The organism is Curtobacterium sp. USHLN213 (assembly GCF_037144815.1).
Classification (GTDB): Bacteria; Actinomycetota; Actinomycetes; order Actinomycetales; family Microbacteriaceae; genus Curtobacterium.
This window is the reverse complement of record NZ_JBBCYQ010000001.1, coordinates 186,133-206,759: the sequence shown is the minus strand read 5'-3', so window position 1 is coordinate 206,759 and position 20,627 is coordinate 186,133. Positions and strand designations below refer to the sequence as shown.

16 protein-coding genes and 1 tRNA gene are annotated in these 20,627 nt (G+C 71.5%); 13 read left to right on the top strand and 4 right to left on the bottom strand.

Going from position 1 to position 20,627, the window contains the following annotated elements; translation table 11 throughout:
- Positions 1 to 137: 137 nt before the first annotated feature.
- From gltB to WFH25_RS00905, 4 genes are all read left to right on the top strand, one after another.
- Positions 138 to 4,655, top strand: a complete 4,518-nt coding sequence (gene gltB / locus WFH25_RS00920) for a glutamate synthase large subunit (protein WP_336696702.1) — start codon at positions 138 to 140, stop codon at positions 4,653 to 4,655.
- Entirely contained in the window at positions 4,648 to 6,105 is a 1,458-nt protein-coding gene (locus WFH25_RS00915) for a glutamate synthase subunit beta (RefSeq protein ID WP_092387017.1), read from the top strand. Before gltB ends, WFH25_RS00915 begins: the two co-directional genes overlap by 8 nt.
- Positions 6,106 to 6,245: 140 nt before the next feature.
- Positions 6,246 to 7,691: a pyruvate kinase gene (pyk, locus tag WFH25_RS00910; RefSeq protein ID WP_070416231.1), complete on the top strand. Its 1,446-nt coding sequence runs from the start codon at positions 6,246 to 6,248 to the stop codon at positions 7,689 to 7,691.
- A 127-nt stretch (positions 7,692 to 7,818) separates the two neighbouring features.
- On the top strand, positions 7,819 to 8,898 hold the full coding sequence (locus WFH25_RS00905) for a VIT1/CCC1 transporter family protein (protein WP_336696526.1): 1,080 nt from the start codon (positions 7,819 to 7,821) through the stop codon (positions 8,896 to 8,898).
- A gap of 22 nt (positions 8,899 to 8,920) precedes the next feature.
- Here the strand turns inward: WFH25_RS00905 and WFH25_RS00900 are convergent, their stop codons facing one another.
- On the bottom strand, positions 8,921 to 9,460 hold the full coding sequence (locus WFH25_RS00900) for an HdeD family acid-resistance protein (RefSeq protein ID WP_070416229.1): 540 nt from the start codon (positions 9,458 to 9,460) through the stop codon (positions 8,921 to 8,923).
- 178 nt (positions 9,461 to 9,638) lie between these two features.
- Between WFH25_RS00900 and exaC the strand changes: the two genes are divergently transcribed.
- The 3 genes from exaC to WFH25_RS00885 are packed head-to-tail and all read left to right on the top strand — an operon-like array spanning position 9,639 to position 12,838.
- Positions 9,639 to 11,180 carry an acetaldehyde dehydrogenase ExaC gene (gene exaC, locus WFH25_RS00895; RefSeq protein WP_071296289.1) on the top strand — a complete coding sequence of 514 codons (1,542 nt, stop codon included), beginning with the start codon at positions 9,639 to 9,641 and terminating at the stop codon, positions 11,178 to 11,180.
- Positions 11,180 to 11,617, top strand: a complete 438-nt coding sequence (locus WFH25_RS00890; RefSeq protein WP_070416227.1) for a DUF779 domain-containing protein — start codon at positions 11,180 to 11,182, stop codon at positions 11,615 to 11,617. The genes exaC and WFH25_RS00890 overlap by 1 nt, the downstream gene beginning before the upstream one ends.
- A 45-nt stretch (positions 11,618 to 11,662) precedes the next feature.
- Complete coding sequence (locus tag WFH25_RS00885; RefSeq protein ID WP_336696525.1) at positions 11,663 to 12,838, top strand: GAF domain-containing protein; 1,176 nt, start codon at positions 11,663 to 11,665, stop codon at positions 12,836 to 12,838.
- Positions 12,839 to 12,924: 86 nt separating this feature from the next.
- Here WFH25_RS00885 and WFH25_RS00880 read toward each other — a convergent pair whose 3' ends face one another.
- On the bottom strand, positions 12,925 to 13,380 hold the full coding sequence (locus tag WFH25_RS00880) for a hypothetical protein (RefSeq protein ID WP_336696524.1): 456 nt from the start codon (positions 13,378 to 13,380) through the stop codon (positions 12,925 to 12,927).
- A 159-nt stretch (positions 13,381 to 13,539) separates the two neighbouring features.
- On the opposite strand from WFH25_RS00880, the gene WFH25_RS00875 reads away from it, so the two are divergent.
- The 5 genes from WFH25_RS00875 (at position 13,540) to WFH25_RS00855 (ending at position 16,981) form a co-directional block, all read left to right on the top strand.
- Positions 13,540 to 14,223, top strand: a complete 684-nt coding sequence (locus WFH25_RS00875) for a response regulator transcription factor (RefSeq protein ID WP_071296365.1) — start codon at positions 13,540 to 13,542, stop codon at positions 14,221 to 14,223.
- Complete coding sequence (locus WFH25_RS00870) at positions 14,223 to 15,713, top strand: HAMP domain-containing sensor histidine kinase (protein ID WP_336696523.1); 1,491 nt, start codon at positions 14,223 to 14,225, stop codon at positions 15,711 to 15,713. The genes WFH25_RS00875 and WFH25_RS00870 overlap by 1 nt, the downstream gene beginning before the upstream one ends.
- An 8-nt stretch (positions 15,714 to 15,721) precedes the next feature.
- A tRNA-Leu gene (locus WFH25_RS00865) sits at positions 15,722 to 15,802 on the top strand.
- A gap of 58 nt (positions 15,803 to 15,860) precedes the next feature.
- Positions 15,861 to 16,466: an ANTAR domain-containing response regulator gene (locus WFH25_RS00860; protein WP_022905562.1), complete on the top strand. Its 606-nt coding sequence runs from the start codon at positions 15,861 to 15,863 to the stop codon at positions 16,464 to 16,466.
- 44 nt (positions 16,467 to 16,510) lie between these two features.
- A complete protein-coding gene (locus WFH25_RS00855; RefSeq protein ID WP_336696521.1) occupies positions 16,511 to 16,981 on the top strand; it encodes a GNAT family N-acetyltransferase in 471 nt (156 codons plus the stop codon).
- A 4-nt stretch (positions 16,982 to 16,985) separates the two neighbouring features.
- On the opposite strand, the gene WFH25_RS00850 is transcribed toward WFH25_RS00855, so the two are convergent.
- Complete coding sequence (locus WFH25_RS00850) at positions 16,986 to 17,369, bottom strand: VOC family protein (RefSeq protein ID WP_336696519.1); 384 nt, start codon at positions 17,367 to 17,369, stop codon at positions 16,986 to 16,988.
- A 29-nt stretch (positions 17,370 to 17,398) separates the two neighbouring features.
- Positions 17,399 to 17,767 carry a PaaI family thioesterase gene (locus tag WFH25_RS00845; RefSeq protein WP_071296366.1) on the bottom strand — a complete coding sequence of 123 codons (369 nt, stop codon included), beginning with the start codon at positions 17,765 to 17,767 and terminating at the stop codon, positions 17,399 to 17,401.
- 100 nt (positions 17,768 to 17,867) lie between these two features.
- On the opposite strand from WFH25_RS00845, the gene polA reads away from it, so the two are divergent.
- Positions 17,868 to 20,540 carry a DNA polymerase I gene (gene polA, locus WFH25_RS00840; RefSeq protein ID WP_229084965.1) on the top strand — a complete coding sequence of 891 codons (2,673 nt, stop codon included), beginning with the start codon at positions 17,868 to 17,870 and terminating at the stop codon, positions 20,538 to 20,540.
- Positions 20,541 to 20,627 lie beyond the last annotated feature (87 nt).

Sequence of the window (20,627 nt, the reverse complement as noted above, 5' to 3'; positions counted from 1 at the left end):
ACGCACCACCGGGCCACCGCTGTCCCTGTTCCACTTCCTCGTGAGGACGGTTCCCCATGGCGCTCCAGCCACCCCAGTCCCCGGCGGCACTCGTGCCGCCGCACCGTCGGTTCTCCGCGATCCCGGACGCCACGGGCATGTACGACCCGGCGAACGAGAAGGACGCGTGCGGCCTGGCGATGGTCGCGACGCTCCGCGGCACGGCCGGGCACGACATCGTCGACGCAGCCCTCGGTGCGCTGCGCAACCTCGAACACCGGGGCGCGGTCGGTTCGGACGCCGGGACCGGCGACGGTGCGGGCATCCTCTGCCAGGTGCCCGACGAGTTCTTCCGCGCCGAGGTGTCCTTCGACCTCCCAGCAGCGGGGGAGTACGCGGTCGGTACCGCGTACCTGCCCGTCGACGAGGACGACCGGCACGCGGTGAAGGGCGCCGTCGAGCGACTGGCGCGTGAAGAGGGCCTGCGCGTCCTCGGCTGGCGCGAGGTCCCCGTCCGACCCGAGGTCCTCGGCACCCTGGCCCGAGCGGCGATGCCCGCGTTCGAGCAGCTGTTCGTCGCCTCGATCCGGCACGACGTGCACGGCGCGTCGTGGAGCGGCGTCGCGCTCGACCGCCAGGCCTTCCGCCTCCGGAAGCGTGCCGAGCACGACACCGAGGTCTACTTCATGTCGCTGTCGAGCCGGACCATGGTCTACAAGGGCATGGTCACGACGCTCCAGCTCGAGCCGTTCTACCCGGACCTCAGCGACGAGCGCTTCGCGTCGAAGCTCGCGATCGTGCACTCCCGCTACTCCACGAACACGTTCCCCTCGTGGCCGCTCGCGCAGCCGTTCCGCACGCTCGCGCACAACGGTGAGATCAACACCGTCCGTGGCAACCGCAACTGGATGCGGGCCCGGCAGTCGCAGCTGCAGAGCGAACTGCTCGGCGACATGGCGCCCCTGCTGCCGATCGTCAGCCCGGGCGCCAGCGACTCGGCGTCCTTCGACGAGGTGCTCGAGCTCCTGACGCTCACCGGCCGGTCGCTGCCGCACGCGGTGTCGATGATGGTCCCCGAAGCGTGGGAGAACCAGGTCGGGATGGACCCCGAGCTCCGGGCGTTCTACGAGTACCACTCGATGCTCATGGAGCCGTGGGACGGCCCGGCAGCCATCACGTTCACCGACGGCACGCTCGTCGGCGCCACCCTCGACCGCAACGGCCTGCGCCCCGGTCGCTTCCTGGTGACCGACGACGGCCTGATCGTCATGGGCTCCGAGACGGGCGTCATCGACGTGCCGGCCGACAAGGTCGTGCGCAAGGGCCGGCTCCGTCCCGGCCGGATGTTCCTCGTCGACACCGAGGCCGGTCGCATCATCGAGGACGACGAGGTCAAGCGCGAGCTGGCCACGTCCGGCCCGTGGGGCGAGTGGCTCGACGGCGGCCGGATCAACCTCGGTGACCTGCCGGACCGCGAGCACATCGTGCACACGCCCGCGTCGGTGACCCGTCGCCAGCGCGCCTTCGGCTACACCGAGGAAGAGGTCCGCATCCTGCTGCGTCCGATGGCGCAGACCGGAGCGGAGCCGCTCGGTGCGATGGGCTCGGACACGCCGATCGCGGTGCTGTCCCAGCGTCCCCGGTTGCTCTTCGACTACTTCACCCAGCAGTTCGCCCAGGTGACGAACCCGCCGCTCGACTCGATCCGCGAGCAGGTCATCACCTCGATGGGCATGGGTCTCGGGCCGGAGCGCAACCTCCTGAGCGCCGGTCCCGAGCACGCGAAGCAGATCACGCTCGACTTCCCCGTGATCGACAACGACGAGCTCGCCAAGATCCAGCACTTCGAGACCGAGTCCGGTCGCCACCTGACCGTGACGATCAAGGGCCTGTACCGCGTCGACGCCGGCAAGAAGGCCATGCAGAAGCGCATCGCCGCGGTCTGCGACGAGGTCGACGCGGCGATCGAGGCCGGCAAGCAGTTCATCGTGCTGTCCGACCGCGACGGCAACGCCGAACAGGCACCGGTGCCCAGCCTGTTGCTGGTCGCCGCCGTGCACCACCACCTCATCCGCACCGAGCAGCGCATGAAGGTCGGGCTCATCGTCGAGGCCGGTGACGTGCGCGAGGTCCACCACGTCGCGACCCTCATCGGCTACGGCGCCTCGGCGATCAACCCGTACCTCGCGATGGAGACCTGCGAGATCCTCGTCCGCCAGGGCATGATCAGCGGCATCACGCCGGAGCAGGCCGTCAAGAACGTGATCAAGGCGCTCGGCAAGGGCGTGCTGAAGATCATGTCGAAGATGGGCATCTCGACGGTGTCGAGCTACGCCGGCGCGCAGGCGTTCGAGGCCGTCGGGCTCAGCCAGGAGTTCGTCGACCGGTACTTCACCGGGACCTCGTCGATCCTCGGCGGCGTCGGCATCGAGGTCATCGCGAAGGAGAACGCCGAGCGGCACGCCCAGGCGTACCCGCAGGACGGCGCGGTCCTCTCGCACGAGCGCCTGCAGACGGGCGGCGAGTACCAGTGGCGTCGCGAAGGCCCGCCGCACCTCTTCAACCCGGACACCGTGTTCCGGCTGCAGCACGCGACGCGCTCCCGTCGCTACGACATCTTCCGCGAGTACTCGCAGGCGGTCGACGACCAGTCCGAGCAGCTGATGACGCTCCGCGGCCTCTTCCGCTTCGCGCAGGGTGCCCGCAAGCCGGTCCCGCTGGACGAGGTCGAGCCGATCGAGTCGATCGTCAAGCGGTTCAACACCGGTGCGATGTCCTACGGTTCCATCTCGAAGGAAGCCCACGAGACGCTCGCGATCGCGATGAACCGTCTCGGCGGCCGGTCGAACACGGGCGAGGGCGGGGAGGACGTCGACCGCCTGCTCGACCCCGAGCGTCGGAGCGCGATCAAGCAGGTCGCGTCCGGGCGGTTCGGCGTCACGAGCATGTACCTGACGCACGCGACCGACATCCAGCTGAAGATGGCGCAGGGTGCGAAGCCGGGCGAGGGCGGGCAGCTGCCCCCGACCAAGGTGTACCCGTGGGTGGCCCGCACCCGGCACGCGACCGCGGGTGTCGGCCTGATCTCGCCGCCGCCGCACCACGACATCTACTCGATCGAGGACCTCAAGCAGCTGATCTTCGACGTCAAGCGGGCGAACCCGTCCGCACGCGTCCACGTGAAGCTCGTGAGCCAGTCGGGCATCGGGGCCGTGGCCGCCGGTGTGACGAAGGCCCTCGCCGACGTCGTCCTGGTCTCCGGGCACGACGGCGGCACCGGTGCGTCGCCGCTGAACTCGCTCAAGCACGCGGGCACCCCGTGGGAGATCGGCCTCGCCGAGACGCAGCAGACGCTCATGCTCAACGGCATGCGCGACCGCGTCGTCGTGCAGGTCGACGGGCAGATGAAGACCGGCCGTGACGTCGTCGTGGCCGCGCTGCTCGGCGCCGAGGAGTACGGCTTCGCGACCGCGCCGCTCGTGGTCGAGGGCTGCATCCTCATGCGGGTGTGCCACCTCGACACGTGCCCGGTCGGCGTCGCGACCCAGAACCCCGAGCTCCGCAAGCGATTCAGCGGCAAGCCGGAGTTCGTCGTGAACTTCTTCGAGTTCATCGCGCAAGAGGTCCGCGAGCTCCTCGCCGAGCTCGGCTTCCGGTCCCTCGAAGAGGCGATCGGCCACGCCGACGCCCTCGACGTCGACCGCGCGGTCGAGCACTGGAAGGCGTCCGGCCTCGACCTCGAGCCCGTGCTCAAGGGACCGCGGTTCGACGCCGACGAACCCCGCCGGCACCAGCGCGACCAGGACCACGAGCTGGAGCAGCACTTCGACGTGCAGCTCATCCAGCAGACGGCCGACGTCCTCGAGCACGGCGGGACGATCGCGCTCGACCTGCCGATCCGGAACACGGAGCGCGCGGTCGGCACGATGCTCGGCCACGAGGTCACGCTCCGCCACGGCGAGAACGGCCTGCCGTCGGGGTCGATCGACGTGACGTTGCGCGGTTCCGCCGGGCAGTCGCTCGGCGCGTTCCTGCCGGCGGGCATCACGCTCCGCCTGGTCGGGGACAGCAACGACTACGTCGGCAAGGGGCTGTCCGGCGGCGAGATCGTCGTGCGTCCCGACGCGGGCAGTGGCTTCGACCCCGCGCAGAACGTCATCGCCGGCAACGTCATCGGCTACGGCGCGACCCAGGGCAGCATGTTCATCCGCGGCATCGTGGGCGAACGCTTCCTGGTGCGCAACTCCGGTGCGACCGCCGTCGTCGAGGGCGTGGGGGACCACGCGCTCGAGTACATGACCGGTGGGCTCGCCCTGATCCTCGGCGAGACGGGTCGGAACCTCGGTGCCGGCATGTCCGGCGGGACCGCGTACGTCCGCGGCCTGCGGGAAGAGCACGTGAACACCGACTCGCTCGCGTCCGGTGAACTCCGGCTCGAGCCGCTCGACAGCGCCGACGTCGAGATCGTGAACGACCTGCTCGCGCGGCACGCTGCCGAGACCGGGTCGACCCTCGCGAGCGAACTGCTCGAGTCCGGTGACCTGAGCGACTTCGTCAAGGTGCTGCCGCGGGACTACGCGGCCGTGCTCGAGACCCGACAGCAGGCCGTCGACGAGGGCCTCGACCCGGACGGCGACGTCGTCTGGAACCGCATTCTGGAGGTGACCGGTGGCTGACCCCAAGGGATTCCTGAAGGTCCAGGAGCGCGAGCTCCCGGCCCGACGACCCGTACCCGTGCGGCTCATGGACTGGAAAGAGGTCTACGAGCAGCAGGAGTCCGGCGCGCTCAAGCGACAGGCCGGACGCTGCATGGACTGCGGCGTCCCGTTCTGCCACCAGGGGTGCCCGCTCGGCAACCTCATCCCCGAGTGGAACGACCTCACCTGGCGCGGCGAGGGCCGGCAGGCGATCGAGCGACTCCACGCGACGAACAACTTCCCGGAGTTCACGGGTCGGCTCTGCCCGGCTCCGTGCGAGGCGTCCTGCGTGCTCGGCATCAACCAGCCGCCGGTGACGATCAAGCAGGTCGAGGTCTCGATCATCGACGAGGCGTTCCAGAACGGCTGGGTCACGCCCCACCCGCCGGAGCGCCTGACCGGCAAGACCGTCGCGGTCGTCGGGTCCGGTCCTGCCGGGCTCGCCGCCGCACAGCAGCTGACCCGCGCCGGCCACACCGTCGCGGTGTACGAGCGCGACGACCGCATCGGTGGTCTGCTCCGCTACGGCATCCCGGACTTCAAGATGGAGAAGCGTCAGATCGACGCGCGGCTCGCCCAGATGCAGGCCGAGGGCACCCGCTTCCGTGCGGGCGTCGAGATCGGGCGCGACATCACCTGGGACGACCTGAAGTCCCGGTACGACGCGGTCGTCGTCGCCACCGGCGCCACGGTCCCGCGCGACCTGCCGATCCCGGGGCGCGACCTCGCCGGCGTGCACTTCGCGATGGACTACCTCGTGCAGCAGAACAAGGCGAACGCCGGCACGACCGTCGACAACCAGGTCACGGCCGAGGGCAAGCACGTCGTCGTCATCGGCGGCGGCGACACCGGTGCGGACTGCATCGGGACCGCCCACCGGCAGGGTGCGCTCAGCGTGACGAACCTCGCGATCGGCAAGCAGCCGCCGCTGGAGCGTCCGTCCGAGCAGCCGTGGCCGATGTTCCCGACCGTGTTCGAGGTCACCAGCGCCCATGAAGAGGGCGGCGAACGCCACTACCTCGCGTCCACCGTCGAGTTCCTCGCGAACGAGGCCGGCGAGGTCCGGGCGCTCCGCGTCGCCGAGACCGAGTACCTCGACGGCCGCCGGGTCCCGAAGGCCGGCAGCGAGCGCGAGATCCCCGCGGACCTCGTTCTCGTCGCCATGGGCTTCACCGGTCCCGAGACCGACACGCTGGCGCCGCAGCTCGGGCTGCCCGTGACGGTCTCCGGTGCCGTCGCCCGCCAGGCCGACTACACGACCAACGAGCCGGGCGTCTTCGTCGCGGGCGACGCCGGTCGTGGGCAGTCGCTCATCGTGTGGGCGATCGCCGAGGGCCGGGCCGCCGCCGCGAAGGTCGACGAGTACCTCGAGGGCTCGACGATCCTCCCGGCTCCGGTCAAGGCGACCGACCGGGCGATCTCGGTCTGACGATGGACGTCCACCCGATGCCCACCCAGCAGTGAGCGACAGGCCACCGGCACTCGATAGGGTGCTGGTGGCCTCGCTTCGTTCCGCGCGGCCCCACAGCGCGGAAACCCAAGCACCATCCACCACCACGAAGGAATCCATTGAGACGCGCAAAGATCGTTTCGACGCTCGGACCGGCAACGTCGGAGTACGAGACCGTCAAGGAGATCATCGAGGCAGGCGTCGACGTCGCCCGCCTCAACCTCAGCCACGGTGACTACAGCGTCCACGAGGCCAACTACGAGAACGTCCGTCGCGCCGCCGAGGAGCTCGGCAAGCCCGTCGCGATCCTCGTCGACCTGCAGGGTCCGAAGATCCGCCTCGCGAAGTTCGCCGACGGCCCGCACGACCTCGCGGTCGGCGACGTGTTCACCATCACCACCGAGGACGTCCCCGGCTCGAAGGAGATCTGCGGCACGACCTTCAAGGGCCTCCCGCAGGACGTCAAGCCCGGTGATCCGCTGCTCATCGACGACGGCCGGGTCCGCCTCCGCGTGCTCGACACCGACGGTGTGCGCGTCCGCACCGAGGTCGTCGTCGGTGGCACCGTTTCGAACAACAAGGGCATCAACCTGCCCGGCGTCGCCGTGAACGTCCCCGCGCTCAGCGAGAAGGACGAGGCGGACCTCCGCTGGGGCATCCGCCAGGGCGCCGACCTCATCGCGCTGTCGTTCGTGCGCAACGCCGCCGACGTCGAGCGTGCGCACGAGATCATGGACGAAGAGGGCAAGCGCCTCCCGGTGATCGCGAAGATCGAGAAGCCGCAGGCCGTCGACGCGCTCGAGGAGATCATCGACGCGTTCGACAGCATCATGGTCGCCCGCGGTGACCTCGGTGTGGAGCTCCCGCTCGAGGCCGTCCCGATCGTGCAGAAGCGCGCCGTCGAGCTCGCCCGCCGCATGGCGAAGCCGGTCATCGTCGCGACCCAGATGCTCGAGTCGATGATCTCGTCGCCGATCCCGACCCGCGCCGAGACCTCCGACGTCGCGAACGCCGTGCTCGACGGCGCGGACGCGGTCATGCTCTCGGGCGAGACCAGCGTCGGCGAGTACCCGGTGCAGACGGTCCGCACGATGGCCCGCATCGTCGAGTCCACCGAGGACCACGGCCTCGAGCGCATCGCGCCGCTCGGCACCAAGCCGCGTACCCTCGGCGGGGCGATCACGCTCGCCGCGGTCGAGATCGCGGAGTTCACCGAGGCCTCGTACCTCTGCGTGTTCACCGAGTCCGGCGACTCGGCCCGCCGCATGTCGCGTCTGCGCCACGGTCTGCCGATCATCGCGTTCACCCCGAACGAGGCGACGCGTCGCCGCATGGCCCTCACGTGGGGTGTCCGCTCGTTCCTCGTCGAGCGCAAGACCCACACCGACGAGCTCTTCTCGCAGGTGGACGACGTCCTCCTCGAGAACGGCCTCGCCGCCCCCGGGGACCGCGTCATCGTGACGGCCGGTTCCCCTCCCGGCATCGAGGGGTCGACGAACGACCTGCGCGTGCACCGCGTGGGCGACGCCCACGCCGAGGCCGCTCCGGCCTACGTGCGCGACTGACGTCGCGTCGCGTCCCGACAGGGCGCGGACGGGAGGCACGGTGCGGCGACGCACGCAGCCTCCGGTCCGCGCCCTGTCGCGTTCCGCCCCGCGGCCGCGTGACCACGCGGTCGCGCGAGCGGGCAGGATGGCCGGTGTGAGCCTCCAGTCCCGACCCACCGCCCAGCGCACCGACGTCCGACGCTGGCGCCGCTACCTGGCGGACGAACGGGCGGAAGCCGCCGTCTACCGGAACCTCGCCGCCCGGCGACACGGTGAGGAACGCGAGATCCTGTCCGCCCTGGCCGAGGCCGAGGGGCGGCACGAGCAGCACTGGCTCGACCTGCTCGGCGACGACGTCGGGCGGCCGCAGCGCGGGAGCTTCCGCACCCGGGTGCTCGCGTCGCTGGCGAAGCGGTTCGGGTCGGTGTTCGTCCTCGCGCTCATGCAGCGCGCCGAGGACCGCTCGCCGTACGCCGACGACGCCGACGCGACCGCGAGCATGGCGGCCGACGAACGGATCCACGGCGAGGTCGTCCGCGGGCTCGCCAACCGCGGGCGGATGCGTCTGTCCGGCACCTTCCGAGCCGCGGTGTTCGGCGCGAACGACGGCCTCGTGTCGAACCTGGCGCTCATCATCGGCGTCAGCGCGTCCGGGGCGGACCGGCACTTCGTCCTCCTGAGCGGCATCGCGGGACTCCTCGCCGGCGCGCTGTCGATGGGGGCGGGGGAGTACGTCTCGGTGCGGTCGCAGCGCGAGCTCCTCACGGCATCGGCGCCGCACCCCGAAGCCGGCCGGGCCGTCGCGGACCTCGACGTCGACGCGAACGAGCTCGCCCTCGTGTACCGCGCTCGGGGCATGTCCGAGGCCCAGGCCCAGCAGCACGCCGACGACGTCCTCGGCGGAGCCGCGGTGACGGGCACGGCGCCGGTGGACGACCACGAGGCCATCGGCAACGGCATGAGCGCGGCGGTCTCGAGCTTCTGCTTCTTCGCGTCGGGGGCGATCATCCCGGTGCTCCCGTACCTGTTCGGCCTCGAGGGATGGGCGGCGATCGCGGTCGCGGCGCTCCTCGTCGGGATCGCCCTGCTCGGCACGGGCGCGGTGGTCGGCGTGCTGAGCGGTGCGTCGCCCCTGCGTCGGGCGCTCCGGCAGCTCGCGATCGGGTTCGGTGCGGCAGCGGTCACCTACGGGCTCGGGCTGCTGTTCGGGACGGGCAGCGCCTAGCCCGAGGACCGTAGAGGCCCCGCTAGCGACGGACGGCCGCCCGGGGCGGGAGCAGCAGCAGGGCCGCGGCGCCGACGACGATGAGCGCGATGCCCGAGAAGACCATGAACACGGTCAGCGCGAGCCCCGGCGCGACGAGCACGACCACGCCGCCCAGGATCGAGAGCACCCCGCTCACGATCGACGGGACCCGCGACGACCCCGGGTGTCCCACGAAGCCGCCGATCAACGACGCGATCCCCTCGACGATGAAGCCGACGCCGGCGAGCACCGCGTAGACGACGAGCGGGACGGCGGGGTCCAGCAGCGTCACGAGTCCGGCGACCCCGACCAGGCCACCGACGACGCCGGAGGTCCAGCGCCACACCGGCGGCGTGCCGTGGCCCCGCACCGCGGCGAACACCCGCAGTGCGCCGGCCACGACGAGGTACACGCCGAACAGCAGTGCGACGACGACGAGCGACGGCCGTGGCCAGACGATCGCGACGATGCCGAGCGCGATGGCGACGACCGCGGTGACGATGACGAACACGCGGAACGTGCGGACGGCACGAGAGTCCACGAGCACTCCTCCCTGTCAGGTCTGCTCGCTCCGACGCTACCTCGGCCGGCAGCGGTCGGTTCGTCGCGCGGAGGGCGAAGCGCCGCGGAGCGGTGCAACCGGATGCAACCCGCGCCGCCGTAGCGTTCGGGCAGGCGCGGACCCAGCGCCCCGACAGAGTCGTCGAAAGGTGTCCACCATGACCATCGCACCGTCACCATCCACCTACGCCGCACCCGGCGAGGAGGGGTCCCTCGTCTCGTACCGTTCCCGGTACGACCACTACATCGGCGGCGCGTACGTCCCGCCGGCCGGGGGACAGTACTTCGAGAACCCCACCCCCGTCACCGGCAAGGTCTTCACCGAGATCGCCCGCGGCGACTCCACCGACGTCGACCGTGCGGTCGAGGCCGCGTGGAAGGCGTTCCCGGCCTGGGGTCGGACGAGCGTCGCCGAACGCGCCGGCATCCTCAACAGGATCGCGGACCGGATGGAGCAGAACCTCGAGGCCCTGGCGGTCGCGGAGACGTGGGAGAACGGCAAGCCCATCCGCGAGACCATCGGCGCGGACATCCCGCTGGCGATCGACCACTTCCGCTACTTCGCCGGGGCGATCCGCGCGCAGGAGGGCTCGACGGGGGAGATCGACCACGACACCGTGGCCTACCACTTCCACGAACCGCTCGGCGTCGTCGGGCAGATCATCCCGTGGAACTTCCCCATCCTGATGGCGGTGTGGAAGCTCGCTCCGGCACTGGCGGCGGGCAACTGCGTCGTCCTGAAGCCGGCCGAGCAGACGCCGGCGTCCATCCACGTGCTCATCGACCTGATCGGGGACCTGCTCCCGGCCGGTGTCCTCAACGTCGTGAACGGCTTCGGCATCGAGGTCGGTGCACCGCTCGCGCAGCACCCGGACATCCGCAAGGTCGCCTTCACGGGGGAGACGACCACGGGCCGGCTCATCATGCAGTACGCGTCGCAGAACCTCATCCCCGTGACGCTCGAACTCGGCGGCAAGAGCCCGAACGTCTTCTTCGCCGACGTCGCCCAGCAGCAGGACGCCTTCTACGACAAGGCACTCGAGGGCTTCGCGTTCTTCAACCTCAACCAGGGCGAGGTCTGCACCTGCCCGTCGCGGGCGCTCGTGGCGCGGGAGATCTACGACGGCTTCGTCGCGGACGGCCTCGACCGGGTGCGCGCCGTCAAGCAGGGGCACCCGCTCGACCTGTCGACGATGATCGGCGCGCAGGCGTCGAACGACCAGCTCGAGAAGATCCTGAGCTACATCGACATCGGGAAGCAGGAGGGCGCGAAGCTCCTCACCGGTGGCGAGCGGGCGGACCTCGGCGGGGAGCTGTCCGGCGGGTACTACGTCACGCCGACGGTGTTCGAGGGGGACAACTCGATGCGGATCTTCCAGGAGGAGATCTTCGGCCCGGTCCTCGCGCTGACGAGCTTCAGCGGCTACGACGACGCGATCTCGATCGCCAACGACACGCTGTACGGCCTCGGCGCCGGGGTGTGGAGCCGTGAGGCCACCACGCTCTACCGCGCCGGCCGTGACATCCAGGCCGGGCGCGTGTGGGAGAACACCTACCACCAGTACCCCGCCGGAGCGGCGTTCGGCGGCTACAAGCAGTCCGGTATCGGACGGGAGAACCACAAGATGATGCTGGAGCACTACCAGCAGACGAAGAACCTGCTGGTGTCCTACGCCGAGGGCCCGATGGGCTTCTTCTGATGCCCGACACCGACGACCGGCCCGCCACCGCCCGCGTGGCGGTGACGCCGGCGGCGGGGGAGCTCCTGCGCTCCCTCGCCGCCCGGCACGGCCCGCTCATGTTCCACCAGTCGGGCGGGTGCTGCGACGGCTCCAGCCCGATGTGCTACCCCGTCGGCATGTTCATGACCGGCTCGGGCGACGTGCTCCTCGGCGCGCTCGAGGTCGACGGCATCGCGCCCGTCGAGGTGTACATGTCGCGGTCGCAGTTCGAGTACTGGAAGTACACCCACCTCACGATCGACGTCGTGGACGGTCGTGGCGCGGGCTTCTCCCTCGAGGTCCCGGAGGGCAAGCGGTTCCTCACCCGCTCCCGGATGCTGGACGATGCCGAGCTCGCGGATCTCGGCCTGGTCAGCGCCGGCCCTGGCCCGAGCGGGGTGCCGGACGTAGGCTGACCGCACCGCTCGCGACGACGCGACGGGGACCGGACAGGAGGGCGCATGCGCGAACCGTCCGGTCTCCGCCCGCTCGTCGCCGCGTCCTGGCGCCGCTCCGCCCGCGTCGACCCCGAGACCGTGCCGACGCCCTCGATCGGCGAGGACGAACTCGACTCCCTGCGCCGCGCCGGTCCGCTCGGCACCGCGCTGCCGGTCGTCCGACGGCTCCTGCTCGACGACGTCCGGTCGGCGGGGTGCGTCGTCGCCCTCGCGGACGCATCGGGTCGGCTCGTCTGGGTGGACGGCGCACGATCCGCCCGGCGCGCCGCGGAGGGCATGGGGTTCGTCCCCGGTGCCGACTGGGCCGAGGAACGCGCCGGGACAAGTGCTCCGGGGACCGCGCTCCGGCTCGGACGCGCCGTGCAGATCCACGCCGAGGAGCACTACGCGACGGCCGTGAAGGGGTTCTCCTGCACGGCGGTCCCGCTCCGCGACGCCGCGGGCACGGTGGTCGGCGCGCTCGACATCACGGGCGACGACCGCGCCGTCGAACGCCACACGCTGCCGCTCCTGACGGCGACGGCCGCGGCGGCCGAGGCCGAACTCGCACTGGCGGCGCTCTCGGCCCGGACCGCACACCGTCCGGCTGCGGCCCCGTCCGCCGAGCTCACCCTGCTCGGGTCCGACACCGCGACGCTGCACGTCGGGTCGCGGTCGGTCGCGTTGTCGGAGCGGCACTCGGAGATCCTCGCGGTGCTCGCCGCGAACCCGCAGGGACTGGCCGCCGCGGACCTCGCGGTCGCCGTCTACGGCGACCCGCGGGCCGTCCAGACGCTGCGGGCCGAGGTGGTGCGGCTCCGCCGTGTCCTCGCCCACCACGCGCTCGACGCGCGCCTGACGTCCAGGCCGTACCGCCTGGAGGGGATCCGGACCGACGTCGAGACGGTCCTGTCCGCGCTCGACCGCGGGGCGCGCCTCCAGGCCGTCGACCGGTACACCGGACCGGTCCTGCCGGGGTCCGCGTCGCCCGGGGTCGACGACCTGCGTGACCGCGTCCGGTCCCGGTTCCGTGAGTCGCTCCTCCAGGACGGCGGGGTGGACGCGCTGCAGGCGTGGGCACGCACCGCGGACGGCGCGGCGGACGAGCAGGTGCTGCGGGCGCTGCTCGCGGCGTTGCCGCGTCGGTCGCCGCGGCGGGCGGGCGTGGTGGCGGCGATCGAGGCGATCGAGCGTCCCTGAGCGGACGGCTCCGCCGGCTCGGGAGGCGCGGCACACGTCGGTCCGTCGGCCGACGGCGCGCGCCTCCCGCGGCGGGTGCGGGGTGGTCAGGACCCGGTCGTCGGCTCCGGTGTCGAGGTGGCGCCCGCGTCGGGTGCGGCCGGCGGGGTGGGTGCCTCGCCGTCCTTCGGCGGGGTGGGTGCCGTGCCGTCCTTCGGGGGCTTGGGTGCCTTCCCGTCCTTCGGCGGGGTCGGAGCCGTGCCGTCCTTCGGCGGGGTCGGCGCCTTCCCGTCGGCGAGCGGGCCGGCGACGCAGCCGGGGGCGGTGCCCGTCGAGTCGCCCTTCCCGGCGGGCCCGGCGGCGGGTCCGTCCGTGGGCGCGCCGGTCGGTGCGCCGCTCGGTGCTCCGGACGGGGCTCCGGTCGCCGATGCGCTCGGCGTGGCGGGGGCGGCCACTGCTGCGCTCACCCCGATCCCGCCGAGGACCAGCACGGCCGCCGCTGCGGATCCGATCCCGACCGCGCGGAGGGTCCGGCGACGCTTCGTGCCCTGTTCGTTCTCCATGGTGTTCTCCTGTTCGTCCGTCGGTCGACCGGGTCGGTCCGCCGACGAGGACGACGCTCGGGTTCGAATCTGAAGCAGGACTGAAGCATTCGTGGAGCACAGGGTTTCTCCAGACCGTTCCATGCTCCGTGCTGGCGGAGCCGACCTACGGTGTCCGCCGTGACCGCACCCGCCCGCATCCTGGTCGTCGAGGACGACGACTCCCTCCGCACCGCCGTCGTGACGACCCTCCGCGCCGAGGGGTTCTCCGTCGCCGAGGTCGCGGACGGCCGTTCCATCGCCGCCGACCTCGACCGCACCGCCCCGGACCTCGTCCTGCTCGACTGGATGCTCCCCGGGCCGAGCGGCATCCTGCTCGCCGCCCGCATCCGGGCCAGGTCGGACGCCGCCGTCGTGATGACCACCGCGCGGGACGAGCTCGACGACCGACTGCGCGGGTTCGCCGAGGGGGCGGACGACTACGTCGTGAAGCCCTTCGCGATGGCCGAACTCGTCGCCCGGGTGACGGCGGTGCTCCGGCGCCGAGGACGGGTGCCGTCCGTGATCGAGGTGGGCGACCTCGTGCTCGACCCCGACGGCTCCACGGTCCGTCGTGCCGGCGTGCTGCTCGACCTGACCGCGACCGAGTTCCGACTCCTCCGGTTCCTCGCCGAGAGCCGCGGACGGACGGTGTCGAAGGGGCAGATCACGACCCAGGTCTGGGGCTACGAGGACATCGCACCCAACCTGGTCGAGGTGCACCTCAGCGCACTGCGGCGGAAGATGGAGGCGCACGGGCCGCGGCTCGTGCACACCGTCCGGGGCCTCGGGTACCGGCTCGCGGTGGACCGGGGCGCGGCGTGATGCGCGACGGACGCCTACGGACCACCTCGCTCCGGCTGCGGACCGTGGTCGCGATCCTGGTGCTCCTCGCGGTCCTGCTGACGGCCCTCGTCGTCGCGGTCGAGGCCGTCCTCGGCGCCCGACTGACCGCCCAGGTCGAGGACCGCCTGCGTGACCGGGCGTCCGCTGCGGCCGCGCTCGTCGGGGTGCTCGACGCGAGCGACCTCGCCGACCGGTTGTCGGCGCAGGGGCTCTCCGTGCGGATCGTCGAACCCGACGGCGCCGCGATCGAGGCCGGCCCCAGCCCCGAGCAGTTGCGGAAGGGGCCACCCGACCCGACAGGCCTGCCCGGACCGGCGGCCCGGTCCTCGGCGGCTCCGTCGACCACCGGCTCGTCCGACAGTGCCGGCGCCACCATCACGTCGTCGTCGGTGCACGAGGACGACGGTGTGCTGACCCTCCGCTCGGACCTCGAGGACGGCACCCGCATCACGCTGACCGCCGGCACGCGCGACGTGCAGGAGACCCTGGCGCAGCTCGGCTGGGTGATGGGCGGTGCGTCCGCCGCCTTCCTCGGCGTCGCCGTCGTGGGTGTCGTGCTCGTCGTCCGACGCTCGCTGCGCCCGCTCGACGAGATGACCGCCGCCGCCCGGTCCATCACCGCGGGGGACCGCGGACGCCGACTCCGGCCGTCCCGCACGGACACGGAGATCGGCCGGGTGGCGCTCGCCCTCGACGAGATGCTCGACGCGGTCGAGGGCGCGGAGGCGCAGGCCGTCGCCGCCGAGGAACGGGTGCGCGCGTTCCTGTCGGACGCCGCCCACGAGCTGCGGACGCCGGTCGCCGGTGTCCGGGCCGCGGCGGACACCCTCGTGCGCAACGGCCCGGACGACCCGGAGACGAACGAGCTGCTCGCGGTGCACGTCGTGCGGCAGGCCGACCGGGCGGCTCGGCTCGTCGACGACATGCTGACGATGGCGCGGCTGGACCGTGGGATCGCCCTCGACCGGCGCCGGACGGACCTCGTCGGCTGGCTCGACACCGAGGCCGAGCGGCTCCGCATCCGGTTGCCCGGCGTGGAGCTGGGCGTCGAGGTCCCCGAGCACCCGGTCGACGCCGACGTGGACCCGGACCGGCTCGCCCAGGTGCTCGGCAACCTGGTCGACAACGCCGCGAGGGCCACCGGGGGCACCGGCACGGTCCGGCTCGCGCTCAGCACTGGACCGGGTGGCATGTTGCTCCGTGTCGAGGACGACGGCCCCGGGATCCCGGCAGCCGACCGCGAGCGCGTGTTCGACCGACTCGTCCGGCTCGAGGACGCTCGGGACACCCGCTCCGGCGGCGCCGGCCTCGGGCTGCCGATCGCGCGCGGGATCGCCGTCGCGCACGGCGGTTCGCTCGCGCACGGGGGTGACGGCGAGCTCGGCGGCGCGGTGTTCGACGTGCGCCTGCCCGCGAGCGCGACGGAGCCGGCCGGTGCACGTCCGCGAGCGGGCGTCCTGCTAGCCTGATGCCCTACGCGAGTGTGGTGGAATGGTAGACACGGGGCACTCAAAATGCTCTGCTTCACGGCGTGCGGGTTCGAGTCCCGCCACTCGTACAACGCAGGACTCTCCGCCTGACGAACGCGACTTCCGACGTCTAGTAGGCTTCTGGGTGTGAGTGACACAGAAGCAACTGCAACAGCACCCCGTCGCGTCGTCGTCGCCGAGGACGAGTCGCTCATCCGCCTCGACATCGTCGAGATCCTCCGCGACAACGGGTTCGACGTCGTGGGCGAAGCGGGTGACGGCGAGACCGCCGTGCAGCTCGCGACCGACCTCCGTCCCGACCTCGTCGTGATGGACGTCAAGATGCCGCAGCTCGACGGCATCTCCGCCGCCGAGAAGCTCTCGAAGAACCACATCGCCCCCGTGGTCCTCCTCACGGCGTTCAGCCAGAAGGACCTCGTCGAGCGTGCGACCGAGGCCGGCGCCCTCGCCTACGTCGTCAAGCCGTTCACGCCGAACGACCTCCTGCCCGCGATCGAGATCGCCCTCTCGCGGCACCAGCAGATCATCACGCTCGAGGCCGAGGTCGCCGACCTCGTCGAGCGCTTCGAGACCCGCAAGCTCGTCGACCGCGCCAAGGGCCTGCTCAACGAGAAGATGGGCCTCACCGAGCCCGAGGCGTTCCGCTGGATCCAGAAGGCTTCGATGGACCGCCGCCTGACCATGCACGACGTCGCCAAGGCGATCATCGAGCAGCTCAGCGCCAAGAAGTAGCGACCCGAGCGCGCGCCAGGCCGACCACCTGGCAGGGTGGAGCCATGGACGACGTGGTGATCCGTGCCTCCAGGCCCGACGACATGCCGGCGGTGGCCGACCTGCGATGGCGGTGGAGCGTCGACGAAGGCGGTGCGACGCCGGCCGTGACCCCGGACGAGTACCGCGAGGCGATGTCGGCGTTCGCCGCCGCCCACACCGACACGCACCGCTGCGTCGTGGCTGAACGCGACGGCCGGGTGCTCGGCATGGCGTGGCTCGGGCTCGTCGCACGGCCCCCGACGCCGGACCGGCCCGGGCGACGGCTGACCGCGGACGTGCAGACCGTCTACGTCCACCCCGACCTGCGGGGCGCCGGCGTCGCGAAGCGCCTCGTGACCGCGTTGCTCGACGCCGCCGACGAGCTCGGTGCGGAGCGGACGTCGGTGCACTCGAGCGTCGAGGGCGAGACGCTCTACCGCCGCCTCGGGTTCGGCGACGCCCGACTGCTGCTGCAGCGCCCGCCCGAGGACTGACCGGTCATCCGCGCGCCGGGAGCTGCTGCAGCGTCCACGCGTTCTGGTCGGGATCGGTGAAGAAGACGAACCGTCCCCACGCCATCTCGTCCACGCCGATCGCATCGACGCCGAGCCCCTGCAGGTGCGCGAGTGCCTCGTCGGCGTCCGGGACGACGACCTGGATCGACTTGAGCGAACCGGGGGCGACGTCCGGGGACATGATGCCCTCGCCGAACGCGATGGAGCAGGCGGACCCGGGCGGGGTGGCCTGCACGAAGCGGAGCTCGTCGGAGACGCGCTGGTCGTGGTCGATCGAGAAGCCGATCCGTTCGTAGAACTCGCGGGATCGGTCGACGTCGCTGACGGGGACGAGGATCAGTTCGATCCTCCAGTCGGTGGCGGGCACGGGTCACTCCTTCGTGACGCCCGCCGGGGTCAGCGGGCTTCGCGGATCATGTTGGTGATGCGCACGGTGGAGCAGCGCCGCCCCTGGTCGTCGGTGAGGACGATCTCGTGCGTGGTGAGCGTGTTGCCCAGGTGCAGTGCCGTGCAGGTACCGGTGACCAGGCCGCTCGTGGCGCTCCGGGAGTGCGAGGCGTTCAGCTCGATGCCGACCGCGTACCGGCCGGGACCGGCGTGCACGTTCGCGGCCATCGACCCGAGACTCTCGGCCAGGACGACGTAGGCGCCGCCGTGCAGGAGTCCGACGGGCTGACGGTTGCCCTCGACCGGGATCGTGCCCACCGCGCGCTCGGCCGTGAGCTCCGTGATGACCATGCCCATCTTCTCGGCGAGCTCGCCCATCCCACGGTCGGCGAGGCGCTCGTCGACGGTCCCGGTGGTGGCAGCTCGGTCGGTCACGCTGGCGGACTCCCGTGTCGGATGGCGTCGGTAGGCTGTCCGGGTGTCGGACTCCGCAAAGCCTACCCTCATGGTCATCGACGGCCACTCGCTCGCCTTCCGGGCCTTCTACGCGCTGCCGGTCGACAGTTTCGTGAACCGTGACGGGCAGCACACGAACGCCATCCACGGCTTCATCTCGATGCTGCTCATGCTCCTCCAGCGCGAGAAGCCGACCCACCTCGCGGTCGCGTTCGACATCTCGCGCTTCTCGTTCCGCACGCGTGAGTACGAGGACTACAAGGGCACCCGCTCCGAGACCCCGGCCGAGTTCAAGGGCCAGATCCCGCTCCTCCAGCAGGCGCTCGAGGCGATGGGCATCACCACCGTCACGAAGGAGGACTACGAGGCCGACGACATCCTCGCCACCTTCGCCCGCCAGGGTTCCGAACAGGGCTACCAGGTCTACGTGGTGTCCGGCGACCGTGACTCGATCCAGCTCGTGAACGACGACGTCACGCTGCTGTACCCGTCGGTCCGTGGCGTCTCCGAGCTCACCCGGTACGACCGCGACAAGGTGTACGAGCGGTACGGCATCGAGCCGCACCAGTACCCCGACATCGCGGCGCTCGTCGGCGAGACCAGCGACAACCTCATCGGCATCGACAAGGTCGGCGAGAAGACCGCGGTGAAGTGGATCACGGCGTACGGCTCCCTCGACGGTGTCCTCGAGCACGCCGACGAGATCAAGGGCGTCGTCGGCAACAACCTGCGCGAGCAGAAGGACCGGGCGATCCGCAACCGGAAGCTCAACCGGCTCGTGAACGACGTGGAACTGCCCGTCGGGCCGGCTGACGTCGCACTCCGTCCCCTCGACGAGGCCGCGGTGCGCGAGCTCTTCGCGAAGCTGCAGTTCCGCACGCTGCTCGACCGCGTGTTCAAGGTCGCGGGCTCCGGCGAGCCGTCGGAGTCCAGCGCGGTCGAGGGCTCGGTCGACAGCGGTGCGCCGACGCCGCCCGCGGTCAAGACCCTCATCGACGAGGAGCTCGGCTACTGGCTCGAGCGGCGCAACGCGGCCGAGGCGGCGAACGGCTACGGCGTCGCGGTCGAGGTCATCGACGGCCGCCTCAGCGCGATCGGCATCGCCACGCACGACGACGCCGTCCTCGTCCCGGGCGGCAGCGGCGCGAAGGACTACGAGCAGCTGTCGGCGTGGTTCGCCTCCGACGCCCCGAAGCACTTCCACGACGCCAAGACCGCGATCAAGGCACTCGCCACGGTCGGCTTCGAGGTGAACGGCATCGCCGGCGACGCCCGCCTGACCGGGTGGCTCGCGCAGCCGGGCAAGCAGGGGCAGCCCCTCGCCGACCTCGTCTACCAGGAACTCGGCGAAGAGCTCCCCACGGCCGACCCGAACCAGCTCGTCCCCGAGACCGACCCGGTGAACGTCGGCGTGCACGCGTGGTTCGTGCTCCGGGTCACCACCGCGCTGCGTGCGCGTCTCGACGAGTCCTCGCTCACCGTCCTCGACGACATCGAGCTCCCGCTCGTCCCGGTCCTCGCCGGCATGGAGACCACGGGTGTCGCGATCGACCGTCCGGTGCTCACCGGGCTGTCGCACGACCTAGGGGAGCGCGCGGCCGAACTCGCGCAGCAGGCCTTCGCCGAGATCGGGCACGAGGTGAACCTCGGGTCGCCGAAGCAGCTGCAAGAGGTCCTCTTCACCGAGCTCGCGATGCCGAAGACCCGCAAGACGAAGACCGGGTTCTCGACCGACGCCGCGAGCCTCGCCGACCTGCAGGAACAGCACCCGCACCCGTTCCTCGGGCTGCTGCTCCAGCACCGCGACGCCACGAAGCTCCGGCAGATCGTGGACACGCTCGACGCCGCGATCGTCGACGGACGCATCCACACCCGGTACGAGCAGACCGGCAGCAGCACCGGCCGCATCTCCTCGACCGACCCGAACCTGCAGAACATCCCGGTGAAGACCGCGGTGGGGCGCCGGGTCCGGTCGGCGTTCGCCGTCGCCGAGCCCTACACGACGCTCATCACGGCCGACTACTCGCAGATCGAGATGCGCATCATGGCGCACCTGTCCGGTGACCCGGGTCTGATCCAGGCCTTCAACGAGGGCGAGGACCTGCACCGGTTCGTCGGCGCCCGGGTGTTCTCGGTCGAGCCGGCCGACGTCACGCCCGAGATGCGCACGAAGGTCAAGGCGATGTCGTACGGCCTCGCCTACGGCCTCAGCCCGTTCGGCCTGTCGAAGCAGCTCCGCATCGAGCAGTCCGAGGCGCGCACCCTCATGAACGAGTACTTCGCCCGGTTCGGCGCGGTGCGCGACTACCTGCGCGGTGTCGTCGAGCAGGCGCGCGAGGACGGCTACACCGAGACCATCTTCGGCCGCCGTCGCCCGTTCCCCGACCTGAAGAGCCCGAACCGCGTCCTCCGCGAGAACGCCGAGCGCGCGGCGCTGAACGCGCCGATCCAGGGCTCGGCGGCCGACATCATGAAGATCGCGATGCTCGGCGTCGCCGCCGACCTCCGCGACGGCGGGCTCGCGTCGCACCTGCTGCTGCAGGTGCACGACGAGCTCATCCTCGAGGTCGCGCCCGGCGAGCAGGAGCGGGTCGAGGAGATCCTCCGCACCCGCATGGGCGGCGCGGCCGAGCTGACCGTCCCGCTGGACGTGTCCGTGGGCGTCGGCCCGAACTGGGAAGCCGCTGCGCACTGAGGCGCGACCGCTCGCGGGACTGGAGGCACGGTGCGGGCCCGCACCGCGCCTCCAGTCCCGCGGGTCCCACGTCGTGAGCGGTCGTGG

What these genes read in the sequence shown, in the direction of transcription:
- gltB (WP_336696702.1), top strand. Translation starts at nt 138, where the DNA reads ATGTACGACCCGGCGAACGAGAAGGACGCGTGCGGCCTGGCGATGGTC.
- WFH25_RS00905 (WP_336696526.1), top strand. Translation starts at nt 7,819, where the DNA reads ATGGCCGGTGTGAGCCTCCAGTCCCGACCCACCGCCCAGCGCACCGAC.
- exaC (WP_071296289.1), top strand. Translation starts at nt 9,639, where the DNA reads ATGACCATCGCACCGTCACCATCCACCTACGCCGCACCCGGCGAGGAG.
- WFH25_RS00890 (WP_070416227.1), top strand. Translation starts at nt 11,180, where the DNA reads ATGCCCGACACCGACGACCGGCCCGCCACCGCCCGCGTGGCGGTGACG.
- WFH25_RS00885 (WP_336696525.1), top strand. Translation starts at nt 11,663, where the DNA reads ATGCGCGAACCGTCCGGTCTCCGCCCGCTCGTCGCCGCGTCCTGGCGC.
- WFH25_RS00880 (WP_336696524.1), bottom strand. Translation starts at nt 13,380, where the DNA reads ATGGAGAACGAACAGGGCACGAAGCGTCGCCGGACCCTCCGCGCGGTC.
- WFH25_RS00870 (WP_336696523.1), top strand. Translation starts at nt 14,223, where the DNA reads ATGCGCGACGGACGCCTACGGACCACCTCGCTCCGGCTGCGGACCGTG.
- WFH25_RS00855 (WP_336696521.1), top strand. Translation starts at nt 16,511, where the DNA reads ATGGACGACGTGGTGATCCGTGCCTCCAGGCCCGACGACATGCCGGCG.
- WFH25_RS00845 (WP_071296366.1), bottom strand. Translation starts at nt 17,767, where the DNA reads ATGGGCGAGCTCGCCGAGAAGATGGGCATGGTCATCACGGAGCTCACG.